This is a genomic window from Pantoea sp. ICBG 985 (genome assembly GCF_002928365.1).
Lineage (GTDB): Bacteria > Pseudomonadota > Gammaproteobacteria > Enterobacterales > Enterobacteriaceae > Pantoea > Pantoea dispersa.
On the sequence record NZ_POWM01000007.1, the window covers coordinates 190187 to 209700 of the forward strand.

The 19514-nt window shown below is 57.9% G+C and carries 18 protein-coding genes and 1 riboswitch; of the genes, 10 read left to right on the forward strand and 8 right to left on the reverse strand.

Annotated features, from left to right (window positions below; all coding sequences use genetic code 11):
• The first annotated feature begins 130 nt into the window (after nt 1-130).
• From C1Y42_RS19785 to C1Y42_RS19795, 3 genes are all read left to right on the forward strand, one after another.
• Entirely contained in the window at nt 131-1030 is a 900-nt protein-coding gene (locus tag C1Y42_RS19785) for a LysR family transcriptional regulator (protein WP_058759361.1), read from the forward strand.
• 98 nt (nt 1031-1128) lie between these two features.
• On the forward strand, nt 1129-2070 hold the full coding sequence (locus C1Y42_RS19790) for a glutathione S-transferase family protein (protein WP_104094193.1): 942 nt from the start codon (nt 1129-1131) through the stop codon (nt 2068-2070).
• 11 nt (nt 2071-2081) lie between these two features.
• On the forward strand, nt 2082-2687 hold the full coding sequence (locus tag C1Y42_RS19795) for an alpha/beta hydrolase (protein ID WP_104094194.1): 606 nt from the start codon (nt 2082-2084) through the stop codon (nt 2685-2687).
• On the opposite strand, the gene C1Y42_RS19800 is transcribed toward C1Y42_RS19795, so the two are convergent.
• Both C1Y42_RS19800 and crcB read right to left on the reverse strand, forming a co-directional pair.
• Nucleotides 2684-3481, reverse strand: coding sequence for a sugar phosphate isomerase/epimerase (locus tag C1Y42_RS19800; RefSeq protein ID WP_058759364.1), 798 nt, complete (start codon nt 3479-3481; stop codon nt 2684-2686). The genes C1Y42_RS19795 and C1Y42_RS19800 overlap by 4 nt on opposite strands.
• Nucleotides 3482-3587: 106 nt before the next feature.
• Complete coding sequence (gene crcB, locus C1Y42_RS19805; protein WP_021507890.1) at nt 3588-3965, reverse strand: fluoride efflux transporter CrcB; 378 nt, start codon at nt 3963-3965, stop codon at nt 3588-3590.
• A gap of 91 nt (nt 3966-4056) precedes the next feature.
• Nucleotides 4057-4131, reverse strand: a riboswitch (Fluoride riboswitch).
• A gap of 107 nt (nt 4132-4238) precedes the next feature.
• Between crcB and C1Y42_RS19810 the strand changes: the two genes are divergently transcribed.
• Nucleotides 4239-5156: a nucleoside hydrolase gene (locus C1Y42_RS19810; RefSeq protein WP_104094195.1), complete on the forward strand. Its 918-nt coding sequence runs from the start codon at nt 4239-4241 to the stop codon at nt 5154-5156.
• Nucleotides 5157-5164: 8 nt separating this feature from the next.
• On the opposite strand, the gene C1Y42_RS19815 is transcribed toward C1Y42_RS19810, so the two are convergent.
• On the reverse strand, nt 5165-6193 hold the full coding sequence (locus C1Y42_RS19815; protein ID WP_104094196.1) for a zinc-binding alcohol dehydrogenase family protein: 1029 nt from the start codon (nt 6191-6193) through the stop codon (nt 5165-5167).
• A 135-nt stretch (nt 6194-6328) separates the two neighbouring features.
• On the opposite strand from C1Y42_RS19815, the gene C1Y42_RS19820 reads away from it, so the two are divergent.
• The 6 genes from C1Y42_RS19820 to C1Y42_RS19845 all read left to right on the forward strand — a co-directional run bounded on the left by C1Y42_RS19820 (nt 6329) and on the right by C1Y42_RS19845 (nt 14054).
• Entirely contained in the window at nt 6329-7231 is a 903-nt protein-coding gene (locus C1Y42_RS19820; RefSeq protein WP_021507893.1) for a GntR family transcriptional regulator, read from the forward strand.
• 171 nt (nt 7232-7402) lie between these two features.
• On the forward strand, nt 7403-8755 hold the full coding sequence (locus C1Y42_RS19825; protein ID WP_021507894.1) for an MFS transporter: 1353 nt from the start codon (nt 7403-7405) through the stop codon (nt 8753-8755).
• 397 nt (nt 8756-9152) lie between these two features.
• Nucleotides 9153-10526: a glycosyl transferase family 2 gene (locus tag C1Y42_RS19830; protein ID WP_104094197.1), complete on the forward strand. Its 1374-nt coding sequence runs from the start codon at nt 9153-9155 to the stop codon at nt 10524-10526.
• Nucleotides 10527-10539: 13 nt separating this feature from the next.
• Nucleotides 10540-11814 carry a glycosyltransferase gene (locus tag C1Y42_RS19835; protein WP_104094198.1) on the forward strand — a complete coding sequence of 425 codons (1275 nt, stop codon included), beginning with the start codon at nt 10540-10542 and terminating at the stop codon, nt 11812-11814.
• Nucleotides 11814-13220, forward strand: coding sequence for a radical SAM protein (locus tag C1Y42_RS19840; RefSeq protein ID WP_059011354.1), 1407 nt, complete (start codon nt 11814-11816; stop codon nt 13218-13220). The genes C1Y42_RS19835 and C1Y42_RS19840 overlap by 1 nt, the downstream gene beginning before the upstream one ends.
• 48 nt (nt 13221-13268) lie before the next feature.
• The gene (locus tag C1Y42_RS19845; RefSeq protein ID WP_058759370.1) at nt 13269-14054 is read left to right on the forward strand and encodes a hypothetical protein; all 786 of its coding nucleotides are present in this window, start codon (nt 13269-13271) and stop codon (nt 14052-14054) included.
• Between the two features lie 52 nt (nt 14055-14106).
• On the opposite strand, the gene treC is transcribed toward C1Y42_RS19845, so the two are convergent.
• From treC to mntP, 5 genes are all read right to left on the reverse strand, one after another.
• Complete coding sequence (gene treC, locus C1Y42_RS19850; RefSeq protein ID WP_104094199.1) at nt 14107-15771, reverse strand: alpha,alpha-phosphotrehalase; 1665 nt, start codon at nt 15769-15771, stop codon at nt 14107-14109.
• Nucleotides 15755-17197, reverse strand: coding sequence for a PTS trehalose transporter subunit IIBC (gene treB, locus C1Y42_RS19855; RefSeq protein WP_058770908.1), 1443 nt, complete (start codon nt 17195-17197; stop codon nt 15755-15757). The genes treC and treB overlap by 17 nt, the downstream gene beginning before the upstream one ends.
• A 270-nt stretch (nt 17198-17467) precedes the next feature.
• Nucleotides 17468-18304, reverse strand: coding sequence for a fumarylacetoacetate hydrolase family protein (locus C1Y42_RS19860; RefSeq protein ID WP_104094200.1), 837 nt, complete (start codon nt 18302-18304; stop codon nt 17468-17470).
• Between the two features lie 190 nt (nt 18305-18494).
• Nucleotides 18495-18572 carry a stress response protein AzuC gene (gene azuC / locus C1Y42_RS24100; RefSeq protein WP_125310475.1) on the reverse strand — a complete coding sequence of 26 codons (78 nt, stop codon included), beginning with the start codon at nt 18570-18572 and terminating at the stop codon, nt 18495-18497.
• 117 nt (nt 18573-18689) lie between these two features.
• The gene (mntP, locus tag C1Y42_RS19865; protein WP_021507902.1) at nt 18690-19262 is read right to left on the reverse strand and encodes a manganese efflux pump MntP; all 573 of its coding nucleotides are present in this window, start codon (nt 19260-19262) and stop codon (nt 18690-18692) included.
• Between the last annotated feature and the right edge of the window lie 252 nt (nt 19263-19514).

Consider the following 19514-nt stretch of genomic DNA (forward strand, 5'->3'; position numbering starts at 1 on the left):
TGCGAAAGGTGCGGCGCACTGAATGTAAAGCGGATCGTTGCGCCATGCTGCGCACATTGCTGTCGCGGCCCGTGCCACGATTTTTCACTTCGCCTGTGTATACTCACCCTTTTCCCTTGCAGGAAATACCATGGATCGTCTTGATTGTGATCGCATGTTTGTCGCCGTACTCGAAGTCGGCAGTTTTGCGGGTGCCGCCGCCCGGCTCGGCACCAGCAGCGGCCAGGCGTCAAAGCTGGTGTCGCGTCTGGAGCAGCAGCTTGGCGTGCAGCTGTTCAAGCGCAGCACACGGGCGCTGTCGCCCACCGAGATCGGCCGCGCCTATTACGAGCGGGTGAAAACCCTGCTGGAGGCGTTCGACGCGCTGGATGCCACGGTGCAGGAGAATGCCCGCTCGCCCACCGGCCGCCTGAAGATTAGCGCACCCGGCACCTTCGGCACCGCGGTGCTGGCCAGCGTGCTGGTGGCGTTCGCGCGTCACTATCCGCTGATTGAGCTGGACGTCAACTTCTCCGACCGCGCCGTGAATATCGTCGATGAAGGCTTCGATATGGCGATCCGCATCGGCAAGCTGGACGACAGCAGCCTGATTGCGCGCCGTCTGGGCGAGGTGCCGATTCGCCTCGCCGCCGCGCCCGGCTATCTGCTGCAGCACGGCACGCCGCAGCACTGGCGCGATCTGGCGACGCATCAGTGCATCAGCGACACCAACTTTCGCGATCCCTGGCACTGGCCGTTCGTTACGCCGTGTGGCGACAGCGTCAGCATGCCGATTCGCGGCCGCCTGTGCTTCTCCAACACCGAAGCCTGCCTGCAGGCGGCGCTGGCCGGCCTCGGCATTGCGCGTCTGCCCGGTTTTATCGCTGCACCGGCGCTGCAGCGGGGCGAAATCGTCACGCTGCTGGAGGACTTTGCGCCGCCAGCCATGGGCCTGTTTGCTCTGTATCCGCCCGCGCGCCATCTGGCGCAGAAAACCCGCCTGCTGATCGACTTTCTGGCCGAGCACTTCCGCCTGCATCCGCCCGGCTGATTCCTTCCATTATGGAAACAATAAAAGCCGTTTTGCCCGGATTATCAGCATAACGGCAGCACGGTAAGCTGCTGACATCACTTCAGAGGAGCAGAGCGATGTTGGTAAACGGTAAGTGGAGCGCAGAATGGCATCCGGTTCAGGCCACCGATAAACAGGGTGGCTTTGTACGCCAGACTTCCAGCTTTCGTCACTGGATTAGCGCCGATGGCAGCAGCGAATTTGCCGCCGAGCCGGATCGCTATCATCTGTATGTCGCGCTGATCTGCCCATGGGCCTCGCGCACGCTCATTGCGCGCAGCCTGAAAGGGCTGGAGCAGATTGTCAGCGTGTCGGTGGTTGAGCCGCAGCTTGGCGCGCAGGGCTGGCGCTTCGGCGATTATCCCGGTGCCGATCGCGACCCGCTGAACAACGCTGAGTATCTCCACCAGCTGTATACCCGCGCCGACGCCGACTTTACCGGGCGCGCGACCGTGCCGGTGCTGTGGGATAAAAAAACCCAGACCATCGTTAACAATGAGTCGTCGGATATTCTGCGCATGTTCAACAGCGGCTTTGGCGATCTGGCAGACAACCGGCTCGATCTCTACCCTGAGGATCTGCGCCCGGAGATCGACGCGCTGAACGCAACGATCTACCCGCGTCTCAATAACGGCGTTTATCGCACCGGTTTCGCTACCACCCAGGTAAGCTATCAGCAGGCGTTTAATGAGGTATTCGAGCAGCTGGATGAGCTGGAGCAACGGCTGAAAGATGGCCGCACTTTTTTGCTGGGTGAACGACTGACCGAAGCCGATATCCGCCTGTTCGTGACCCTGATACGCTTTGACGTCGCCTATCACGGCCTGTTCAAATGCAACCTGCGCCGCCTGCGCGATTACCCGCTGCTCGATCGTTATCTGAAGAGTGTGCTGGCGGTCTCCGGCGTGCGGCAAACGGTGAACATCGACCACATCAAACAGGGCTATTATTCGATTAAAGCGCTGAATCCCAACGGCATCGTGCCAGCGGGACCGGATATGGCGGACTACAGTTTTTAAGGAGCAGGGCAATGGCAAAAGCGTTAGTGGTGTTTTTACATGGCGTCGGCAGTAATGGCGCGGATTTGGCGGTGCTGGGGCAACACTGGTCAGCGCTGCTGCCCGACGTGGCATTTGCCACGCCCGATGCGCCCTTTCCCTTTGAGCACGCCATGGGCTATCAGTGGTTCAGCCTGACCGGCATCACGCCGGAAAACCGTCCGGCACGCGTACGGGCTGCGCGCGACGCCTTTGACGCCACGCTGCAGCAGCTGATGGCGCAGCACGCGATGGCCGGCGCGTGGCAGAAGGTGATTCTGGTGGGATTCTCGCAGGGCTCGATCATGGCGCTGGATGCGCTGGCCTCCGGACGCTATCCGCTGGCTGGTGTGGTGGCCTTCTCCGGTCGCCTGGCCTTTGACGAGGCGCTCACGCCGCCGCCGCATGCCTCCGCGCTGCTGATTCACGGCAAAGCCGATGAGGTCATCCCGTTCAGCGAAACCGTCTCCGCCGCGCAGCGCCTGCAGAGCGCGGGCGTCGCGGTCACCGCACAGTATGAACCCACCACCGGTCACACCATTTCCAGCCACGGCGCGATGCAGGCAGCGGCCTACATCGCCCAGTGCCTGCAGGATTAAGGCCAGTAGCGCTGCAGCGCCTGCCACGCCTGACGCGCGACCGCTTCCGGCGGCTGTGCTTTGAGGCGATCGTTAAACACTTCGATGCCCACCGGACCGCGATAGCCTGCGCTTTTCAGCTTATCGACAAAGCGTTCCACTTCAATGATGCCGTCGCCGGGCAGTAAGCGCTGATGGCGCGCATAGTCGCTCAGCGCCTGCTTTTCCTGCGGTGGCATCTGCGCCATATCGCACAGCTGCACTTCATAAATGCGGTCGGCCGGAATGCCGTCGAGCTGAGAGGCATCGCCACCGCGTGCGCAGATGTGGAACAGATCGACCACCAGCCCGATATTGGGCTGATCCAGCCGCTGCAAACGCTGCCACGCCAGCGGCAGCGTATTGTCGACGCTGCACCACGCCATCGGTTCATACATGATGCGCATGTTATAGCGCGCGGCTTCCGAGGCCAGCCAGCGCAGATCTTCATCAATGCGCTCCGCAACGCAGTCTTCGCGCGTGGTTGCCGGCGCCTGAATGGTATCGCAGCCCAGCGATTGCGCGACGCGAATGAAATCACGCAGTTCGGCGCGCTTTTGCAGCCGTTCGCTGTCCGGCGCGCCGGTAAAGTCACGCAGCACCTGCAGATTGGTAAAGCCCAGGTTTAGCTGCGCGGCCAGCGCCGCCGTATGCTCAGTAACCTCTTCCCGCCACATTTCAACCTGATCGAACCCGGCGGCACGCGCCGCCTGCAGCTTATGCGCCGATTCACCGTTTAACAGCACCAGGTTAAGGAATTTCGGGTTTGCAGACATCAACAGCTCCTTAATCGTCCGGATAAAGCGGTGACAGAGGCTGTGCGCCACCCGCACAGCATCCTGATCAGTATCCCCCTCTCAAGGGTGATTTCAAGCGTGTCGTTTAGCCCAGCAGGTTCACCACGGCGAAACCGGCAAAGGTCATCAGCAATGAACCGATGACATGCACCATCACGCTCGACATTGCCCACAGGTATTTTCCTGATTGTAGCAACACCACGATCTCGGCCGAGAAGGTCGAAAACGTCGTCAGCCCGCCGCACAGGCCGGTGACGATCAGCAGTTTCCATACGGGATCGATGTGCGGATTGCGCACAAACCACGCCATTGCCGCACCAATAATAAAGCCACCGACCAGATTAACGATCAGCGTACCTGGCGGCAGGTTGGGGAATAACGTATTGAAACGCAAAGAGATAAGCCAGCGCAGCGTGCAACCGATGGCACCACCGATCATGACCGCGAACAGCGACTTCAGCATAGTCTGGAGCTCCTGAATTGAGATACGCGCAGGGCCGCGGCAGGACAGAAACTACACCTGACACACCGCCGTCTCCCGCGCAGGGATAAGCAAGTTGTCAGGCGTCATCAGCCGTCTGTAACCAGAGGGCGGTTGGGTAAGGTGGCACGCCATCACCTCAGAGGCACGATAATACGCTGGCGCGGCGGAGGTGACAATATTCACCTGCCGTCAGCGTATCGTCGGGAACGATTATGTTTTACCGTGGCAGACATCATCAGCAAGGAGATTCCGATGCGTACCCTGATTTTTGATACTGATATCGGCGTGGATGACGCCTTTGCGCTGGCGTATGCGGCGCGCACGCAGCAGCTGCTGGGCATCACCACGGTGTTTGGCAATGTCGCGGTTGGCCAGGCGGTAAAAAACGCCCGGCTGTTCTGTGCAAAGATGAACATCAGCGCGCCGGTGTATCGCGGCTGTGCGCGTCCGCTGGCGCTGGCCCCTTCCGCACCGGCTACCCTGCACGGCGCAGACGGTCTCGGCGATGCCTTCGATAACCCGTACAGCGAGGCCGCCGACAGCGCGGTGCAGTTCATCATCGACAGCGTACGCGCGCAGCCGCATGCGATTACCCTGGTGGCAATCGGGCCGCTGACCAACATCGCCTGCGCCATCAACCAGGCGCCAGACATTATTCCGCTGGTGAAAGAGCTGGTGATCATGGGCGGCGCGTTTGGCACCGACGGCCACGCTGGCAACGTGACGCCGTTCGCCGAGTTCAATATCTGGAAAGATCCGCATGCCGCCGATCAGGTGCTGGCCTCGGCGCTGCCGGTGGTGATGCTGCCGCTGGATGTGACGCACAAGGTGCTGATCAGCGGAGAGGAAGTGCGCCAGCTGAATCAGCCGGTGTTAAGTGCCATCTGCCGGCCTTATCTGGCTTACAGCCTGCAAAAAGAAGGATTTGATGGCATGGCGCTGCACGATACCCTGACGCTGTCATGGCTGGCGCTGCCGCAGGCGTTCAGCGTGACGACAGCGCCGGTGCGCGTGGTGACCGAAGGCATCAGCCGCGGCCAGACGCTGCAGCGCGTGAGTACTTTCGCCTCGCGCGACGATCCGTTCGCCGGCCTGCGCGCCCAGCGGTTGTGTCTGGGCGTCGACGCCGAGGCGGTACGGCAACATTTTTTTGCCACGCTGCGCGCCTGACACGCTCTCTAGCGGGCGAAATGGATGACGCCTTTGATCAGCTCAGGATTGTTGATCACCCCGGGCTCAAAAGTCTCGGCCAGCGTCGAGAAGTCGTAATGGCGGTTGAGCATCATATCGGCCCGCAGCTGACCGCTGGCCATCAGGGCGCGCACCTTGTCGAAGTCTTCCCGCGTGGCGTTGCGGCTGCCCAGCAGCGTGGTCTCCTTTTTGTGAAACTCGGTGTCGGGGATCACTAGATCGCCTTTGTGCAGGCCAACAAACACGATGGTGCCGCCGTGACGAATCAGCTGCACGGCGCTGTTCATCGCCGCCGGACTGCCGGTGGCGTCAATCACTTTAGCGGCCAGCCGCCCGCCAAACTCTGCACGCAGCGCGGCCGTAAAATCCTCCGCCAGCGGATCGATCGTCGCCAGCTGCAACTGCTGCGCAACGTGCGCGCGCCGCTGAGCGCTGGTATCGGCCACCACCACCTTTGCACCGGCTGCGGCGGCAATCGCCGCGACGCCCAGGCCAATCGGTCCGGCTCCGACCACCAGCACCTGCTCATCGGCGACCAGCGCCGCGCGTCGCACCGCATGGGCGCTGATGGCAAAAGGCTCGATCAGTGCCGCTGCTTCAGGCGCCACATCGTCAACCGCCAGCAAATTAGTGTCCGGCACGCTGAGAAACTCGCAAAAGCCCCCGTCCTGATGCACGCCAATCACTGAAATCTGTTCACAGCAGTTGGTTTTGCCGCTTAAGCAGGCATCGCAACGCTGACAGGCCACGTAAGGAATCAGCGCCACGCGCTGCCCTGGATGAAACCCCTGCGCCGCCGCGCCCAGCGCCACTACTTCACCGCACAGCTCATGACCGAGCACGCGCGGATAGGAGAAAAACGGCTGATTGCCGGCCCAGGCGTGAATATCGGTGCCGCAAATGCCGGCGGCAATTGGTTTAATCAGGACTTCGTGCGCGGCAGGCGTCGGTACGCTGCGCTGCTGCCACACCATGCTGCGCGGTTCGGCGACCACCAGCGTTTTCATGTTCTTCATCGTTTCCTCCTGGGCTGTTCACGCAGTTATGGCGAAAATCGACCGCGGCGGGAGGTTGCGCTGTACGAAGTGTGAGTCAGCGCGATTTTTTTGGGCTTTGTGTGGTTTTTAATGCATAAAAAACCGGAGGGCCGTATGAGCCGAAGCCAGAATCTGCGCCAGAACGTCATCAATCAAATGCTGGAAGCTATTGCCCGCCGCCATGTGCGCTCGCCGCTGCCCCCGCAGGCAGCGCTGGCCGAGATGTTTAATATCAGCCGCACCACGGTGCGGCACACGCTGCAGCATCTGCATCAGCGCGGCGTGCTGGAAAAAGTGGCTGAAACCTACGTGATCGTGCGTGATCCCTGCGAGGAGGATGGGTTTAGCGTACTCAGCCCACCGATTGACCAACAGGCGGTGCAGTTTGAGCAGGCGTTTTTTAACCTGATTAACCAGCGCTTGCTGATGCCAGGCGACAGTTTCACCGAGCTGCAGCTGGCGCAGCAGGTGCGGGTCAGCCCGGTGGTGGTGCGCGAGTTCCTGCTGCGCTTTATGCGCTATAACCTGCTGGAACCGGTTAAGCGCGGCCACTGGCGAATGAAGAAATTCGATCAGGAGTACGCCGAAAAGCTGTTTGAACTGCGCGAAATGCTGGAAACGCACGCGCTGACCCGCTTTCTTAACCTCGCCGCCGGTGATGAGCGCTGGGTGCAGGCGCGCGATCTGCTGGATCGCCATCGCGCGCTGCGCGACACCATCGCCAGCAACTATCGCCAGTTTGCCGCGCTGGATAAAGAGATGCATACGCTGATTCTCTCCGCCGCCAACAACCCGTTTTTCAATCAGTCACTGGAAATTATCTCTGTGATTTTTCACTCGCATTATCAGTGGGATGAAAGCGACCTGAAACAACGCAACATTGTCGCGCTGGAGGAGCATATGGCGATTCTTACCGCGCTCATCAGCCGCCAGGATGTGGACGCGCTGTGCGCGCTGCATGCGCATCTCAGAACCGCCAAACACTCGATGATCCGCTCTATCCGGCAGTACAATTAAAAACCGATTAAAAACCACAAAGCATAAGCGCCCGCACGAATCAGAAACATGTTTGCAACATCTCCCGCGGTTTACTTCTAGTCTCGAAGGCAGCCCCTTAGGGCAGGCCGTTTCGCTGCCGCAGGAACCCCAAGACTGATAACGATAAGTACCCGAACCTGGGAGGTTGCAATGGAAAATACATCAACGCGCGGCGGCACCACCGCGCCAGCACCCGAGCACGCCGGGCAGGATTATGTGCCGGCGCGCGCCGATGTGGTGCGCTCTCCGCGCATCCGTAAGATTCAAATCACCGCCATGCTGCTGCTGCTGTTCGCCGCCATCATCAACTACCTTGACCGCAGCTCGCTGTCGGTAGCCAACATGACCATCCGCGAGGAGCTGGGCTTATCGGCCACCGAGATTGGCGTGCTGCTGTCAGCGTTTTCGCTGGCCTACGGTTTAGCCCAGCTGCCGTGCGGCGCGCTGCTCGATCGCAAAGGTCCGCGCATTATGCTGGCCATCGGCATGTTCTTCTGGTCACTGTTCCAGGCGGCGGCCGGGCTGGTGCATAACTTCACGCAGTTTGTGCTGGTGCGCATCGGGCTGGGCATTGGCGAAGCACCGATGAACCCGTGCGGCGTGAAGGTAATCAACGACTGGTTCAACATCAAAGATCGCGGTATGCCGATGGGGATGTTTAACGCGGCGTCGATGATTGGTCTCTCGGTGGCACCGCCAATTCTGGCGGCGATGATGCTGGTGATGGGCTGGCGCGGCATGTTTGTCACCATCGGCGTGCTGGGCATGTTTCTCGCCATTGGCTGGTATCTCACCTATCGCGACCGGGATAACAACAAGCTGAGCGGTGAAGAGATTCACTATCTGCAGGCGGGCAGCGTGGCATCACGCAAAGAGCCGCTGAGTTTCGCCGAATGGCGGGGGCTGTTTAAGCAGCGCACCATGTGGGGCATGATGATTGGCTTCAGCGGCATCAACTATACCGCGTGGCTGTACATCGCCTGGCTGCCGGGCTATCTGCAGTCGACCTATCATCTGGACCTGAAAAGCACCGGCCTGCTGGCCGCCATTCCTTTCCTGTTCGGCGCGGCAGGCATGCTGCTCAACGGTTACGTGGTGGATGCGCTGGTGCGTCGCGGTTTTGACGCGGTGAAAGTGCGCAAGGTGTCGATTGTCAGCGGCATGCTGCTCTCCGCGGCCTTTACCACCTTCGTGACGCGCGCCACCGACACCACCAGCGCGGTGACATTGATTGGTATGGCGCTATTCTGCATTCACTTTGCCGGTACCTCATGCTGGGGCCTGATCCACGCTAACGTCACGGCGCGCATGACGGCGTCAGTGGGCAGTATCCAGAACTTTGCCAGCTTTGTTTTCGCCTCTTTTGCGCCAGTAATTACCGGCTGGGTGCTGGATACCACCAAATCGTTCAGCCTCGCGCTGATGATATGTGCTGGCGTCACGGTGGTCGGCGCGCTGGCTTACCTGCTGCTGGTCAGAAAACCGATCACCGATGGGGTGTAACACCAGGGTTTCTGCTTAATGCTCTTCGCCGGGTGCGCAGATTATGCGCACCCTTTCTTCATCCGCCCGCCACATGTATTCCAGCCGCGTTATCGCCTGATTCTGGGTGTGATCAGATAAATTAAACTGCATGATGGCAATTACTATCCAGCACTATTAAGCCCGAAATAAGGAAAATATACCGCTAAACACGCCGGTAATAGTTATTATTTTAAGACAAAACTCAAAGACGAATATTATAAGCCACCATCCTCAGTGCATTATTATCCATTAATGCATTAACGAAGGTGAATTAATTAGCCACAGTAAACTTTTGTGGATTAGATCAAAGTTTAACCGGATAATTTAACTTACCGTTCAGTCACTATTAATGTTCAGGTATGAGCGTGGTGACCAAATGGATTTACAACGCAAGGCCCTTTTTATCTCTTTTGATGCCGTGGCATTATCGGGTATTACGGTAGAAGCCACTAAAATTGCCGTTCGTTTACGCGAGCAGGGAATCACTTCCTTTCTTGATATCGGCTACGACATAAAAATTGATAAGGGAAACTTCGGACGCCCCTATTCCGAAAATGAAATCAATTCGCTGAAGCATCATTTTACCTTAGTCCGGCACGATGAGATTCGTCAGGTGGAAGGTTATAACCCGGCCTTTCTGCAATATATTCATGACGTGCTGATTAACCATAGCCAGACGCTGGATGCCGCCGCAGAAAAAACTCTGTTGCAGCAGACGGAAAAGATGGCACAGGCGGTGGCAAACGCGCTGTGCGCAAAATGGCAGGCGCTGGATATCAATTATTTAATTATTGAGAACGGGACGCTGCCGGATAATATTATTTTTACCCGCGCGCTCTATCTGGCGATTGCGCAATACGGCGCCGCAAAACAGCTCGGCAGGTTTGTGTTGTGGCGCGACCACGACCTGATGTGGAACAGCGAATCCACTTCATCGCGTTACGGCAGCGCGCCCTGGCCACATGCCGTCAGGCCGCAGCCCTCGCCGCATATCACCTACGTCACGCTGAACCAGGCACTGGCCTCACAGCTGGCGGCCTGGTGCGAACATCAGGTCGAAATCGAGGTGATGCGTAATACCTATCCTTTTGACCCAAGCCATCCGCGCAAAGATTTACGCCGCCAGTTTGGGTTGCTGGCGCAGGATAAGGTGATTGCCCGCACCACGCGAATTATTCCGGCTAAGCGACTCGATCGGGATATTCACCTGTTGCATGCGCTGAACAGTGAACTTATCGCGCAGCATCAGCCACAGCGCGTTTATTTAATGGTCGCCGGCGATCCGCTGGAAGACAGCGTGCATTATCACGCATTAAAGCAATTAATTAGCCGGTTCCAGCTGGAGCGTTACGTCATCTTTTTTGGCGCGTTAAATCACGACTTTATGGAGCGTAATCCACAGGCCACCACCATTCAGGATCTTTATCACGCCTGCGATGTGGTGTCGTTTTTAACCGCATGGGATTACGACAGCTACGGTAATCCGATTGGCGAGGCGATCAGCCATCAGCGCTGTTATATCGCCACCCGCTATGAATATTATCACGAGGTGTATGGCCAGTACGGTTTTGAAGGCGAACTGATGGAAATTTCCGCCAGCCATGATGGCCTGCCGGATGCCGATTTTATTCAGCGCGTCAGTGCCTTGTTACAGGATGACGCGCGCCGCGACGCCATCGCCACGCGCAATTATCAGAAAGGAAAATCCCTGCTGTCGGATCACATCTTCCGGCAGATATTTAATGTGTAGTTAAGGAGTGACTATGGATAACCGTTGTTTTATTTCTGTCGTGCTGCCGGTTTATAACGAGGCAGCACGTATTAACGCGGTGCTGGAATCAATATTGCAGCAGCGTTCACCCGGCGGATTGTTTAATTTTGATAATCTGGAAGTGATCATGGTGGATAATAATTCCACCGATAATTCGGTCGCGCTGATTGAAGCCTTTGCCGCGCAGCATCCGCAGCTGACAATTCATCAGCTGCAGGAGACGGTGCAGGGCGTCTCTTCGGCGCGGAAAAAAGGCATGGATTTCGCCTCACAGCGCGCCGGTCTGCGCGACGAGGCCAGCGGCTTTCAGCGCAAGCACTACATTCTTTCGGCCGATGCGGACTGTACCGTTGATGCACTGTGGATCGACGAACTGGTCGGCACCATGATTGCGCAAAACGGCGATCTGGGCACCTGTAACTACTACTACGAAACCGCGGATTTCCACGAGCGCCCGCGGCTGTATGCGGAGATTGATAAAACGCTGCGCTGCCGCCACGCTTCCTTCTCCCTGTTTGGCGGCTTTCCGGACGGCAAAGGCTTTGGCGTCGAAAAGCAGCTGTACGACGAAGTGGGCGGCATCGAGATTTTTTACCAGCTGAAAAACGGTGAGTTTGTTGAACATCTGTCAGACGACTGGGATTTTGGCATCAAGGTGATCGCCGCCGGCGGCAAACCGGTGTATGCGCCCAACTCCCGCGTGCAGATCAACAGCCGCCGGGTGGATAACCTGCTGCACGAAGTGATTGAAGGTGTGGCCTACGGCCATAACGGCACCATCATCATGAAAGATGTGCGACCCACGCTCACCGCACTGACGCCGTTCACCGATGTCAGCGCAGAGCAGGCGCAGCAGGCGTGGCACTACTCGATTAAAGATTACGTGCCAAAAAATCTGGTGCTGCCGGTGCTGCTGAATCCGTCGCTGCTGCGCGACAACGCCGCGGTGATTAATTTCTTCACGCCAGAGGTGGCTGAACGCCTGTTCGCCCGCATTCACAGCATGATGCAGGAGATGAGCGTGACCGATTTCCTGCCGATTCACAGCTACAAAACCCCGGCGTTTCGCCTCTATTTTGAATTCCGCCATGAGCTGTTTGCCGCGCTGCGTCGTGCCGTCGGCGCAGAGATTGGCGAGCCACCGCCGCTGCCGGCCTGCTTTGCCCAGGTGACGGAAAATGATTTCGCCCGCTTTGTCTGGTATTACTGCGAAGATCGCGAATCCGGTGAGGCGCATAACTACTTTGCAAACGGCGGGGTATTCTGATGCGTGCTGCCTGGCTGCAATCCCTGCAGGATATCGATCGTCACTATCCTCGCCCGGCCATATGCGAGGTGCTTAGCCGGCCGGAAAACGCCGATTTGCTGGAATACGTGGTGCATGATCCTTTTGGCTGCCATGTGTTTCCCGGTGATATCGACGATTTTCCGCTGCCGAATTTTTTCCGCGCCATGCAGCACAGCCTGAGCCATGCGCCGCAAATTCATCTGTGGGCGTATATCCCCACCTGCCGCTACAAGTGCCACTTTTGCCAGTTTCCTACGGTGATTGTAAATCCGCAGTCGCCGCGCGCGCCTGAGCTGTTCCGCGATATCGTCGATCGCAACATTCAGGAGGCGAAACTGTGGCTGGCGCAGTTGCCGGCGCTGGGTGAAGTGCCGGTGGGTGAGTTCAACCTGTTCGGCGGCACGCCCTCGCTGCTGCCACCGGATGAGCTGCGGCGCTTAATGGATTTTTACCGCAACCATTTCAACTTCCGCGAGGCCACGCTGCGCTTCGAAGGCGAGCCCGGCACGCTGACGCGCGAATTCCTCGCGCAGCTGCGTGAACTGGGCTTCAGCAAACTGTCGTTTGGCGCGCAGTCATTCTCAGACCGCCTGATCAAAGGCTGTGGTCGCCTGCACAGCGCGGATGCCTGCTACAAGGTGATTCGTGATGCGCGCGAGCTGGGCTTCGCCCTGGTCAGCGTCGACCTGATGTATGGCCTGCTGGGACAAACGGTGGATGACGTGCGTGACGATCTGCAGCAGGCGCGCGCGCTTGACCTGTCGCATCTGGTGTTCACCAAGCTGCACATGAAGCCGTTCGCCGAAAGCCGCACCGGCGTGTCGGCGGAGGGAGAAAATGCCTGGCAGCGTAAGAACGCGGCGATGCCGAGTCTGGGTCAGCAGTATCAGATGCGCGCGCTGGCCGAGCAGTGGCTGGATGGTGATTATCTTGAACATCCCACCATGTATTTCCACCATCGCAGCGCACCGCCGGAGAAGTGGAAAGCGATCATTACCGATCTCGACCAGCAGGCACCGGAAGTGGCGATTGGCCTTGGCGGCAGCTCCAAATGTGCCGGCGCGGAGCTGATTAACCTGACCGACTACGCCGATTATCAGCGCGCACTGGATAACGGTGAGCTGCCGATCGCTTCGGTGCGCGGCATGTCGCCGGATCAGCAGGCCATCAACGGCTGCAAGATGGCGCTGTCAACGCTGATTCCGATCGACGATGTGCTGTTTCAGCAGAAGTTTGGCGTCAGCCTGTTTGCCCAGCCGACCATCGCCCGTGCGCTGCGTGAGTTGCAGCAGCGCGAGTTAGTGCACAGCGATGGCCGCTACGTCACGCTCACCCCCGCCGGCCGCGTGCTGGTAGAAGCCATCATCAACACCCAGTTCGACTAAACCGCCCTTACCTCTCAACGGCACGCGACGGCGTGCCTGGAGCCTGTTATGTCCCAGTCTGTTTATAGCTTTTTTTATATCGCCATCGACACCGAAGCGGGCGTCACCGCTGAACAGTTTGAAACCTTCGTGCGCGAAAAAGGCGTGCATCTGCCCTGCTATCCCGGCTGGCGCTGGACGCTGTTTCGCGGTCTGCGCGGCGAGCGCGTCGATCAATACCTGATGCTGTTTGAAATGAAAGATGCGGCACAGCGCGCGCGCTTTATGCAGGATGACGGTGAACTTACCGCCGAGGCAGAGCACTTCTGGCATCTGCATCCCGACGCGGACGCGCTGCTCAGCGAGTGGCGCCAGCTGGCGACCTTCGCGCGGCGCCCGACAATTTTCACCCATTTCGATCTGCTGGCAGAGAATCCTCACAGTACGCTGCCGGGTGGCCCGCGATTTGATGCCCGCAGCGGCACCGCGCGCATTCTCGGTACCCACTATCTGGCGCTGCGACCGGGCGTGCAGCCGCAGGAATTTGAGCAATTCATCGCGCAGAATGCCGCGCGTATCGTTGATTATCCCGGCTGGAAGTTTCATCTGCTGAAAGGTCACAGCGGCAACCGGCTGGACGGCTATGTGGTGATGATGGAGATTGAGAGTGAAGCGGCGCTGAATGTGTTTTATCCGCAGCCTGATATCGCCACCGCCAGCGCGGCTGACTTTGCGCGCGCGCACCGGGATACCAAACAGATGTATGAAGAGTGGAAGCAACTGGCGTCCTTTTCCGGTTCGCCGCAGCTGTATACCGATTATCTCGCCGTGGCGGAATGCGGCACGCTGAAGTGAGTGCAGGCGGCGCGTTCTGCTCATTGCTGAAACGCGCCGCCGGTTTTCTCCGTTACGACTGGTAGTAATACACCGCTTCAAAATGCCGCAGGTGCGTCAATGCCCCAGGCGGCGATGCCTCACTGTAATTACTCATGAGCACCTGCCAGTTGCCTTCAACTTCCGGCAGCAGCAGCGGCTGTGCGCTGTGACTCAGGTTCGCCACCACCAGCAGGCTTTCACGCGGCGAATTGCGACGATAACACCAGATGTGTGACGCTTGCGGTGCCAGATCCTGATAATCACCCTCGGTGAAGATAGCGTAACGCTTACGCAGCCGAATCAGCGTTTGGTAGCCATAGAACACCGAGTTGCTGTCGAGCAGCGCGTTAGCCGCGTTGATCAGCGTATAGTTATCCGCCACGCCTATCCACGGCTCACCCCGCGTGAAGCCGGCATTGGCGCTGCTGTCCCACAGCATCGGCGAACGGCTGTTATCGCGCGATTTGCTGGCCAGTATCGCCAGGATTGCCGCCTCCGGCTTGCCCTGCGCCAGCCACGCAGCGTGGATGTTGTGGCTCTCAATGTCCTGATACTGCTCAATGCGGGTAAAATGAGGGTTGGTCATTCCCAGCTCTTCGCCCTGATAGATATAGGGCGTGCCCTGCATGCCGTGCAGCAACATCGCAAAGCATTTTGCCGAGGCGATGCGCAGCGCACCTTCATCACCAAAGCGCGTGACGATACGCGGCTGATCGTGGTTACACCAGAACAGCGCATTCCACGCCACGTCGTGCATCCCGCGCTGCCACTCCGCAAAAATTGCCTTGAGCTGAACAAAGTCCGGTGCCGCCAGCGTCCATTTGTCGCCCTGGGGATAATCCACCTTAAGATGGTGGAAGTTAAAGGTCATCGACAGCTCGTTTTGCGCCAGCGAAGCATAGCGCTGGCAGTTGGCCAGCGTGGTCGAGGACATTTCCCCCACCGTCATCAGCCCGCGCGGCGTGAACACATCGCGGTTGAACTCCTGCAGGTAGTCATGGATGCGCGGGCCATCGGTGTAGAAGCGCCGCCCGTCATGGCCGGGCAGATCGTCGCTAAAATCCTGGTGCTTCGACACCAGGTTGATCACATCAAGCCGCAATCCATCGACGCCTCGATCCGCCCAGAAGTGGCACACCTGCTTCAACGCCTCGCGCACCGCCGGGTTTTCCCAGTTGAGATCGGCCTGCTCCGGCGCGTACAGGTGCAGATAGTATTGCTGACGCCGTTCGTTCCACGCCCAGGCGCTGCCGCCAAACTTAGACTGCCAGTTGTTGGGTGGCGTACCGGGCACCCCGTCGCGCCAGATATAGAAATCGACATACGGCTGCTCACCGGCTTCGGCACGCTTAAACCAGGCGTGCTCGGTCGAGGTGTGGTTGAACACCATATCCAGCACCATGCGCATACCGCGCCGGTGCGTCTCCGCCAGCAGGTGGTCAAAGTCGGCCATGGTGCCATAGGCGGGATCGATGGCGGTGTAATCCGCCACGTCGTAACCGTTATCGATCTGCGGCGACACATAGATCGGTGTCAGCCATAGCGCATCGACGCCCAGCTGCTGCAGATAATCCAGCCGCTGAATCACGCCGTTGAGATCGCCGGTGCCGCGCGCCCCGCTGTCCTGAAAACTTTTAGGATAGATTTGGTAGATCACCGCCTGGCGCCACCAGGGATATTCAGCGTGCCTGTTCATGTTGCACCTCTGCCTGGCTGATGATGGCGGTTGCCGCTTTTCGTTTGGTGATGATGATGGTCAGCAGCAGCGGAACCAGAATCGCCACCAGAATCGCCAGCGAGTAAACCGTCCAGTACTGTGGCTGAATCGAGAGAATACCCGGCAAGCCGCCTACGCCGATGCCGTTGGCCATCACGCCGTTGAGGCCGCACAGCAGCGCCGCCAGTGCAGAGCCAATCATGGCGCACAGCATGGGGTAGCGGTACTTGAGGTTGACGCCGTACATCGCCGGCTCCGTTACGCCGAGCCACGCTGAAATGGCGGCCGGCACGGTGAGGTCGCGTTCAGCACGATCTTTGTTAGCGATAATGATGCCGACCACCGCTGCGCCCTGTGCAATATTGGACAGCGCAATCAGCGGCCACACCGGCGTGCCGCCCATGCTCTGAATCATCTGCAGATCAACCGCCAGCGTGGTCTGATGCACGCCGGTGATCACCATCGGCGCATACAGGAAGCCAAACAGCGCGGCCCCAATCGGCGCGAAGCTGCCGGTCATCAGGTGACGCACCGCAAAGGCGATGCCGTCGCCGATCAGACGGCCAAACGGGCCAATCAGGCTGTGGGCGAGGAAAACCGACAGCAGCAGCGCACAAACCGGCACCACCACCAGCGTCAGATAGGCGGGCACGATACGTTTTAGCGCCAGTTCGATTTTCGCCAGCGCCAGCCCGGCCAGCAGCGCCGGAATCACCTGCGCCTGGTAGCCGACCCGATCAATGCTGAACCAGCCGAAGTTCCACACTTCCGGCACCTGGCTGCCAATCAGATACGCATTCATCAGCTGCGGTGAAACCAGCGTAATGCCCAGCACAATCCCCAGGATTGGCGTACCGCCCAGCTTGCGCACCACCGACCAGCAAATCCCCACCGGCAAATAGAAGAAGATCGCTTCGCCAATCAGCCAGAGGAAATCGTACAGCCCTTTCACACCGGGATAGAGCTGCACCAGGGTTTTATCATCCGCCACGGCAATATCGCCGAGCACGTTACGGAAACCGAGAATCAAACCGCCGCTAATTAACGCCGGTAATAATGGGAAAAATATCTCAGCAAAATGGGATAATAATGCCTCGTGCCATTTCATCTGGCTGCGCGCCGCGGATTTAATCTGCTCCTTAGAGGTTTCACTAATATTTAGTGCTTCAACTAACGCTTTATAATAAGTGTCAACTTCGGTTCCAATAATTACCTGAAACTGTCCGGCAGAATTAAAGCATCCTTTAACGCCGGGCGTGGCACGGATGGCCTCTGGATCGGCCTTGTCGACATCCTGCAGCACAAAGCGCAGGCGGGTAATACAGTGCGAAAGTGACAGAATATTTTCCCGACCGCCCACGCGGTCAATGAGATCGTTAATGATCTCGCGACTGATGGTTTTCATTATCATCCCTTATTTCCATGCCGGAATCGGCAGTGGACGATAATACGCCGCTGCTTTTAATTTTAACTATAGCAAAGCGAGGGAATTAGTTGGCGATCACAAAAATATTTACGCAATACATTGCAGGAAAATTAACTTAACAATAATTATTTAACCTGATAACTAAATCTGCGCCATTTAAATATAAATTCGGGACATTTCGTATTGTTGAATATTTATTTAAACGGTAGCGCGGTGGCTGTGCAACGTTTGCCACCGCGCAGCAATGCGTCAGACGATGCGGTGGCGCAGACGACCAATCTTCTCAATTTCCACTTCGATCTCATCGCCAGGGAACATAAACAGCGGTGGCGTACGCTTTTTCCCCACGCCGCCCGGTGAGCCGGTGATGATGACATCGCCCGGTGACAGCGGACTAAACGCCGAGATGTATTCAATGATCTTCGCCACCGGATGCACCATGCTGGCCGTGGTATCGTTCTGCACTTCACGCTGATTCAGCCAGGTTTTGATCGCCAGCTGCTGCGGGTCCGGGATGTCGTCGGCGGTGGTCATCCACGGGCCAAAGCCGCCGGTTTGCTGCCAGTTTTTGCCTGCGGTAAACCAGGTGAACTGCATGTCGCGCACCGTGGCATCCATAAAGCAGCTGTAGCCCGCCACATGCTGCAGCGCATCGGCGGCTTTTACCTGATAAGCCGCTTTGCCGATGATCACCGCCAGCTCGCCTTCGTAATCAAATTCAGCCGTGGTCGCCGGTTTCAGCAGGGGCTGCTCGTGCGCAGCCAGCGAATCGGCAAAGCGCACGAACAGCGTCGGCGCGTCGAGCGTGGCGGCAAACTCCTGGCGCTTGTCGGCATAGTTCATACCAACGCAGAAGACTTTGCCTGGGTTTTCCACCACCGGCAGGAAGCGAATCGCGCTGAAGGCATAGTCCACCGGCTCGCTCAGGTACACCTGCAGGTCACTCAGGCCACCGCGCTGCAGCAGAGTTTTCAAATCCGGACAGCTGTCGCCCAGCCGCGCACCGAGATCGATCACGCCGTCGGGTTGCACGATGCCATAACTTTTTCTTGCCTGGTCAATAAGAGAAAAACTGCACAGCTGCATGATGGCCTCAATGTTATAGAGAATTTGCGCGCAGGTTATCAAAAGCCAGACGGAAAAGCGGTATGACCTGAGGGTAAAGTAATTAATGTTTGTGAGTTTTGGTGACAGAGATGCGCAGAGGGGAACGGCGCCGGGTGATAATCACAGGTCGATCCCTGACCGCGATTATCGAGGGTTTCTGGCGGAGCGCTTAGTTTAAGGCGCCCGGCGGTACGTGTTTGAAGGTCTCAACATAAGAGCGAAACACGGAGCGGAAAAAACGTTTCATGGTGCACCTGATACAAAAATTGTTGAAGAATTACGCGAAAATTATAACGCCCGCGCATTTTTCACGCAATTATTTTTGAACCAGATCACAAAAATGCGCCACCCATGCTGCCAGACGTTAACGGAACAGCCCTAAGTGCTCAATCAGGATGGTGCAGCCAATACTGATCAGTACCACGCCGCCCAGCACTTCCGCCCATTTGCCCATTACCGGACCGATAAAGCGGCCGACCAGCACACCGGTGGTCGCCATGATAGTGGTGGCCGCACCGATGGTGAGCGCGGTGAGCACAATGTTAACCTGCAGGAACGCGAGGCCAACCCCCACCGCCAGCGCATCAAGGCTGGTCGCTACCGCCGTCAGCGCCAGTACCATGAAGCCGTGGCGCTGCGGCGCTTCGCACGGCTCATCGGCCGTCTGACGGAAACCTTCCATGATCATTCGTCCGCCAAGAATGCCCAGCAGACCAAATGCCACCCAGTGATCCCACGCCATAATGTAGTGGCTGGCAGCCAGCCCGATAGCCCAGCCCACCAGCGGCGTCAGCATTTCAATGACGCCAAAAATCAGCCCTGTGCGTAATGCTTCTTTGAAACCCGGACGATACAGCGACGCGCCTTTGCCCAGTGCTGCAGCGAAAGCGTCCATCGACATACCAAAGGCCAGAATCAGGGTTGCGATAAATGTCATGGTTTTCAGTCAATGCGGTGAAATAAGACGATTAAGCCTGCACTTTGTCCGCATATGGGGTTCAGTAATGAAAAAGTGCGCGCAGTCTAGCACGCCAATCCGCCAAAAAAAAGACAACAAAATCATGGGTTTAAGTATAGCAAAGGCTATAACTCTTAACTGCCGCTATTTCTGCAGCTAAGTGGATGGAATAGAAGAAATTTCTTAGCGCGCGCTGCTGCGGGGATTGCACCGCGCCGCGGTTTTATGCGC

Coding starts and splice junctions, on each gene's coding strand:
- C1Y42_RS19785 (WP_058759361.1), top strand. CDS start 131: ATGGATCGTCTTGATTGTGATCGCATGTTTGTCGCCGTACTCGAAGTC.
- C1Y42_RS19790 (WP_104094193.1), top strand. CDS start 1,129: ATGTTGGTAAACGGTAAGTGGAGCGCAGAATGGCATCCGGTTCAGGCC.
- C1Y42_RS19795 (WP_104094194.1), top strand. CDS start 2,082: ATGGCAAAAGCGTTAGTGGTGTTTTTACATGGCGTCGGCAGTAATGGC.
- C1Y42_RS19800 (WP_058759364.1), bottom strand. CDS start 3,481: ATGTCTGCAAACCCGAAATTCCTTAACCTGGTGCTGTTAAACGGTGAA.
- crcB (WP_021507890.1), bottom strand. CDS start 3,965: ATGCTGAAGTCGCTGTTCGCGGTCATGATCGGTGGTGCCATCGGTTGC.
- C1Y42_RS19810 (WP_104094195.1), top strand. CDS start 4,239: ATGCGTACCCTGATTTTTGATACTGATATCGGCGTGGATGACGCCTTT.
- C1Y42_RS19815 (WP_104094196.1), bottom strand. CDS start 6,193: ATGAAGAACATGAAAACGCTGGTGGTCGCCGAACCGCGCAGCATGGTG.
- C1Y42_RS19820 (WP_021507893.1), top strand. CDS start 6,329: ATGAGCCGAAGCCAGAATCTGCGCCAGAACGTCATCAATCAAATGCTG.
- C1Y42_RS19825 (WP_021507894.1), top strand. CDS start 7,403: ATGGAAAATACATCAACGCGCGGCGGCACCACCGCGCCAGCACCCGAG.
- C1Y42_RS19830 (WP_104094197.1), top strand. CDS start 9,153: ATGGATTTACAACGCAAGGCCCTTTTTATCTCTTTTGATGCCGTGGCA.
- C1Y42_RS19835 (WP_104094198.1), top strand. CDS start 10,540: ATGGATAACCGTTGTTTTATTTCTGTCGTGCTGCCGGTTTATAACGAG.
- C1Y42_RS19840 (WP_059011354.1), top strand. CDS start 11,814: ATGCGTGCTGCCTGGCTGCAATCCCTGCAGGATATCGATCGTCACTAT.
- C1Y42_RS19845 (WP_058759370.1), top strand. CDS start 13,269: ATGTCCCAGTCTGTTTATAGCTTTTTTTATATCGCCATCGACACCGAA.
- treC (WP_104094199.1), bottom strand. CDS start 15,771: ATGAACAGGCACGCTGAATATCCCTGGTGGCGCCAGGCGGTGATCTAC.
- treB (WP_058770908.1), bottom strand. CDS start 17,197: ATGAAAACCATCAGTCGCGAGATCATTAACGATCTCATTGACCGCGTG.
- C1Y42_RS19860 (WP_104094200.1), bottom strand. CDS start 18,304: ATGCAGCTGTGCAGTTTTTCTCTTATTGACCAGGCAAGAAAAAGTTAT.
- azuC (WP_125310475.1), bottom strand. CDS start 18,572: ATGAAACGTTTTTTCCGCTCCGTGTTTCGCTCTTATGTTGAGACCTTC.
- mntP (WP_021507902.1), bottom strand. CDS start 19,262: ATGACATTTATCGCAACCCTGATTCTGGCCTTTGGTATGTCGATGGAC.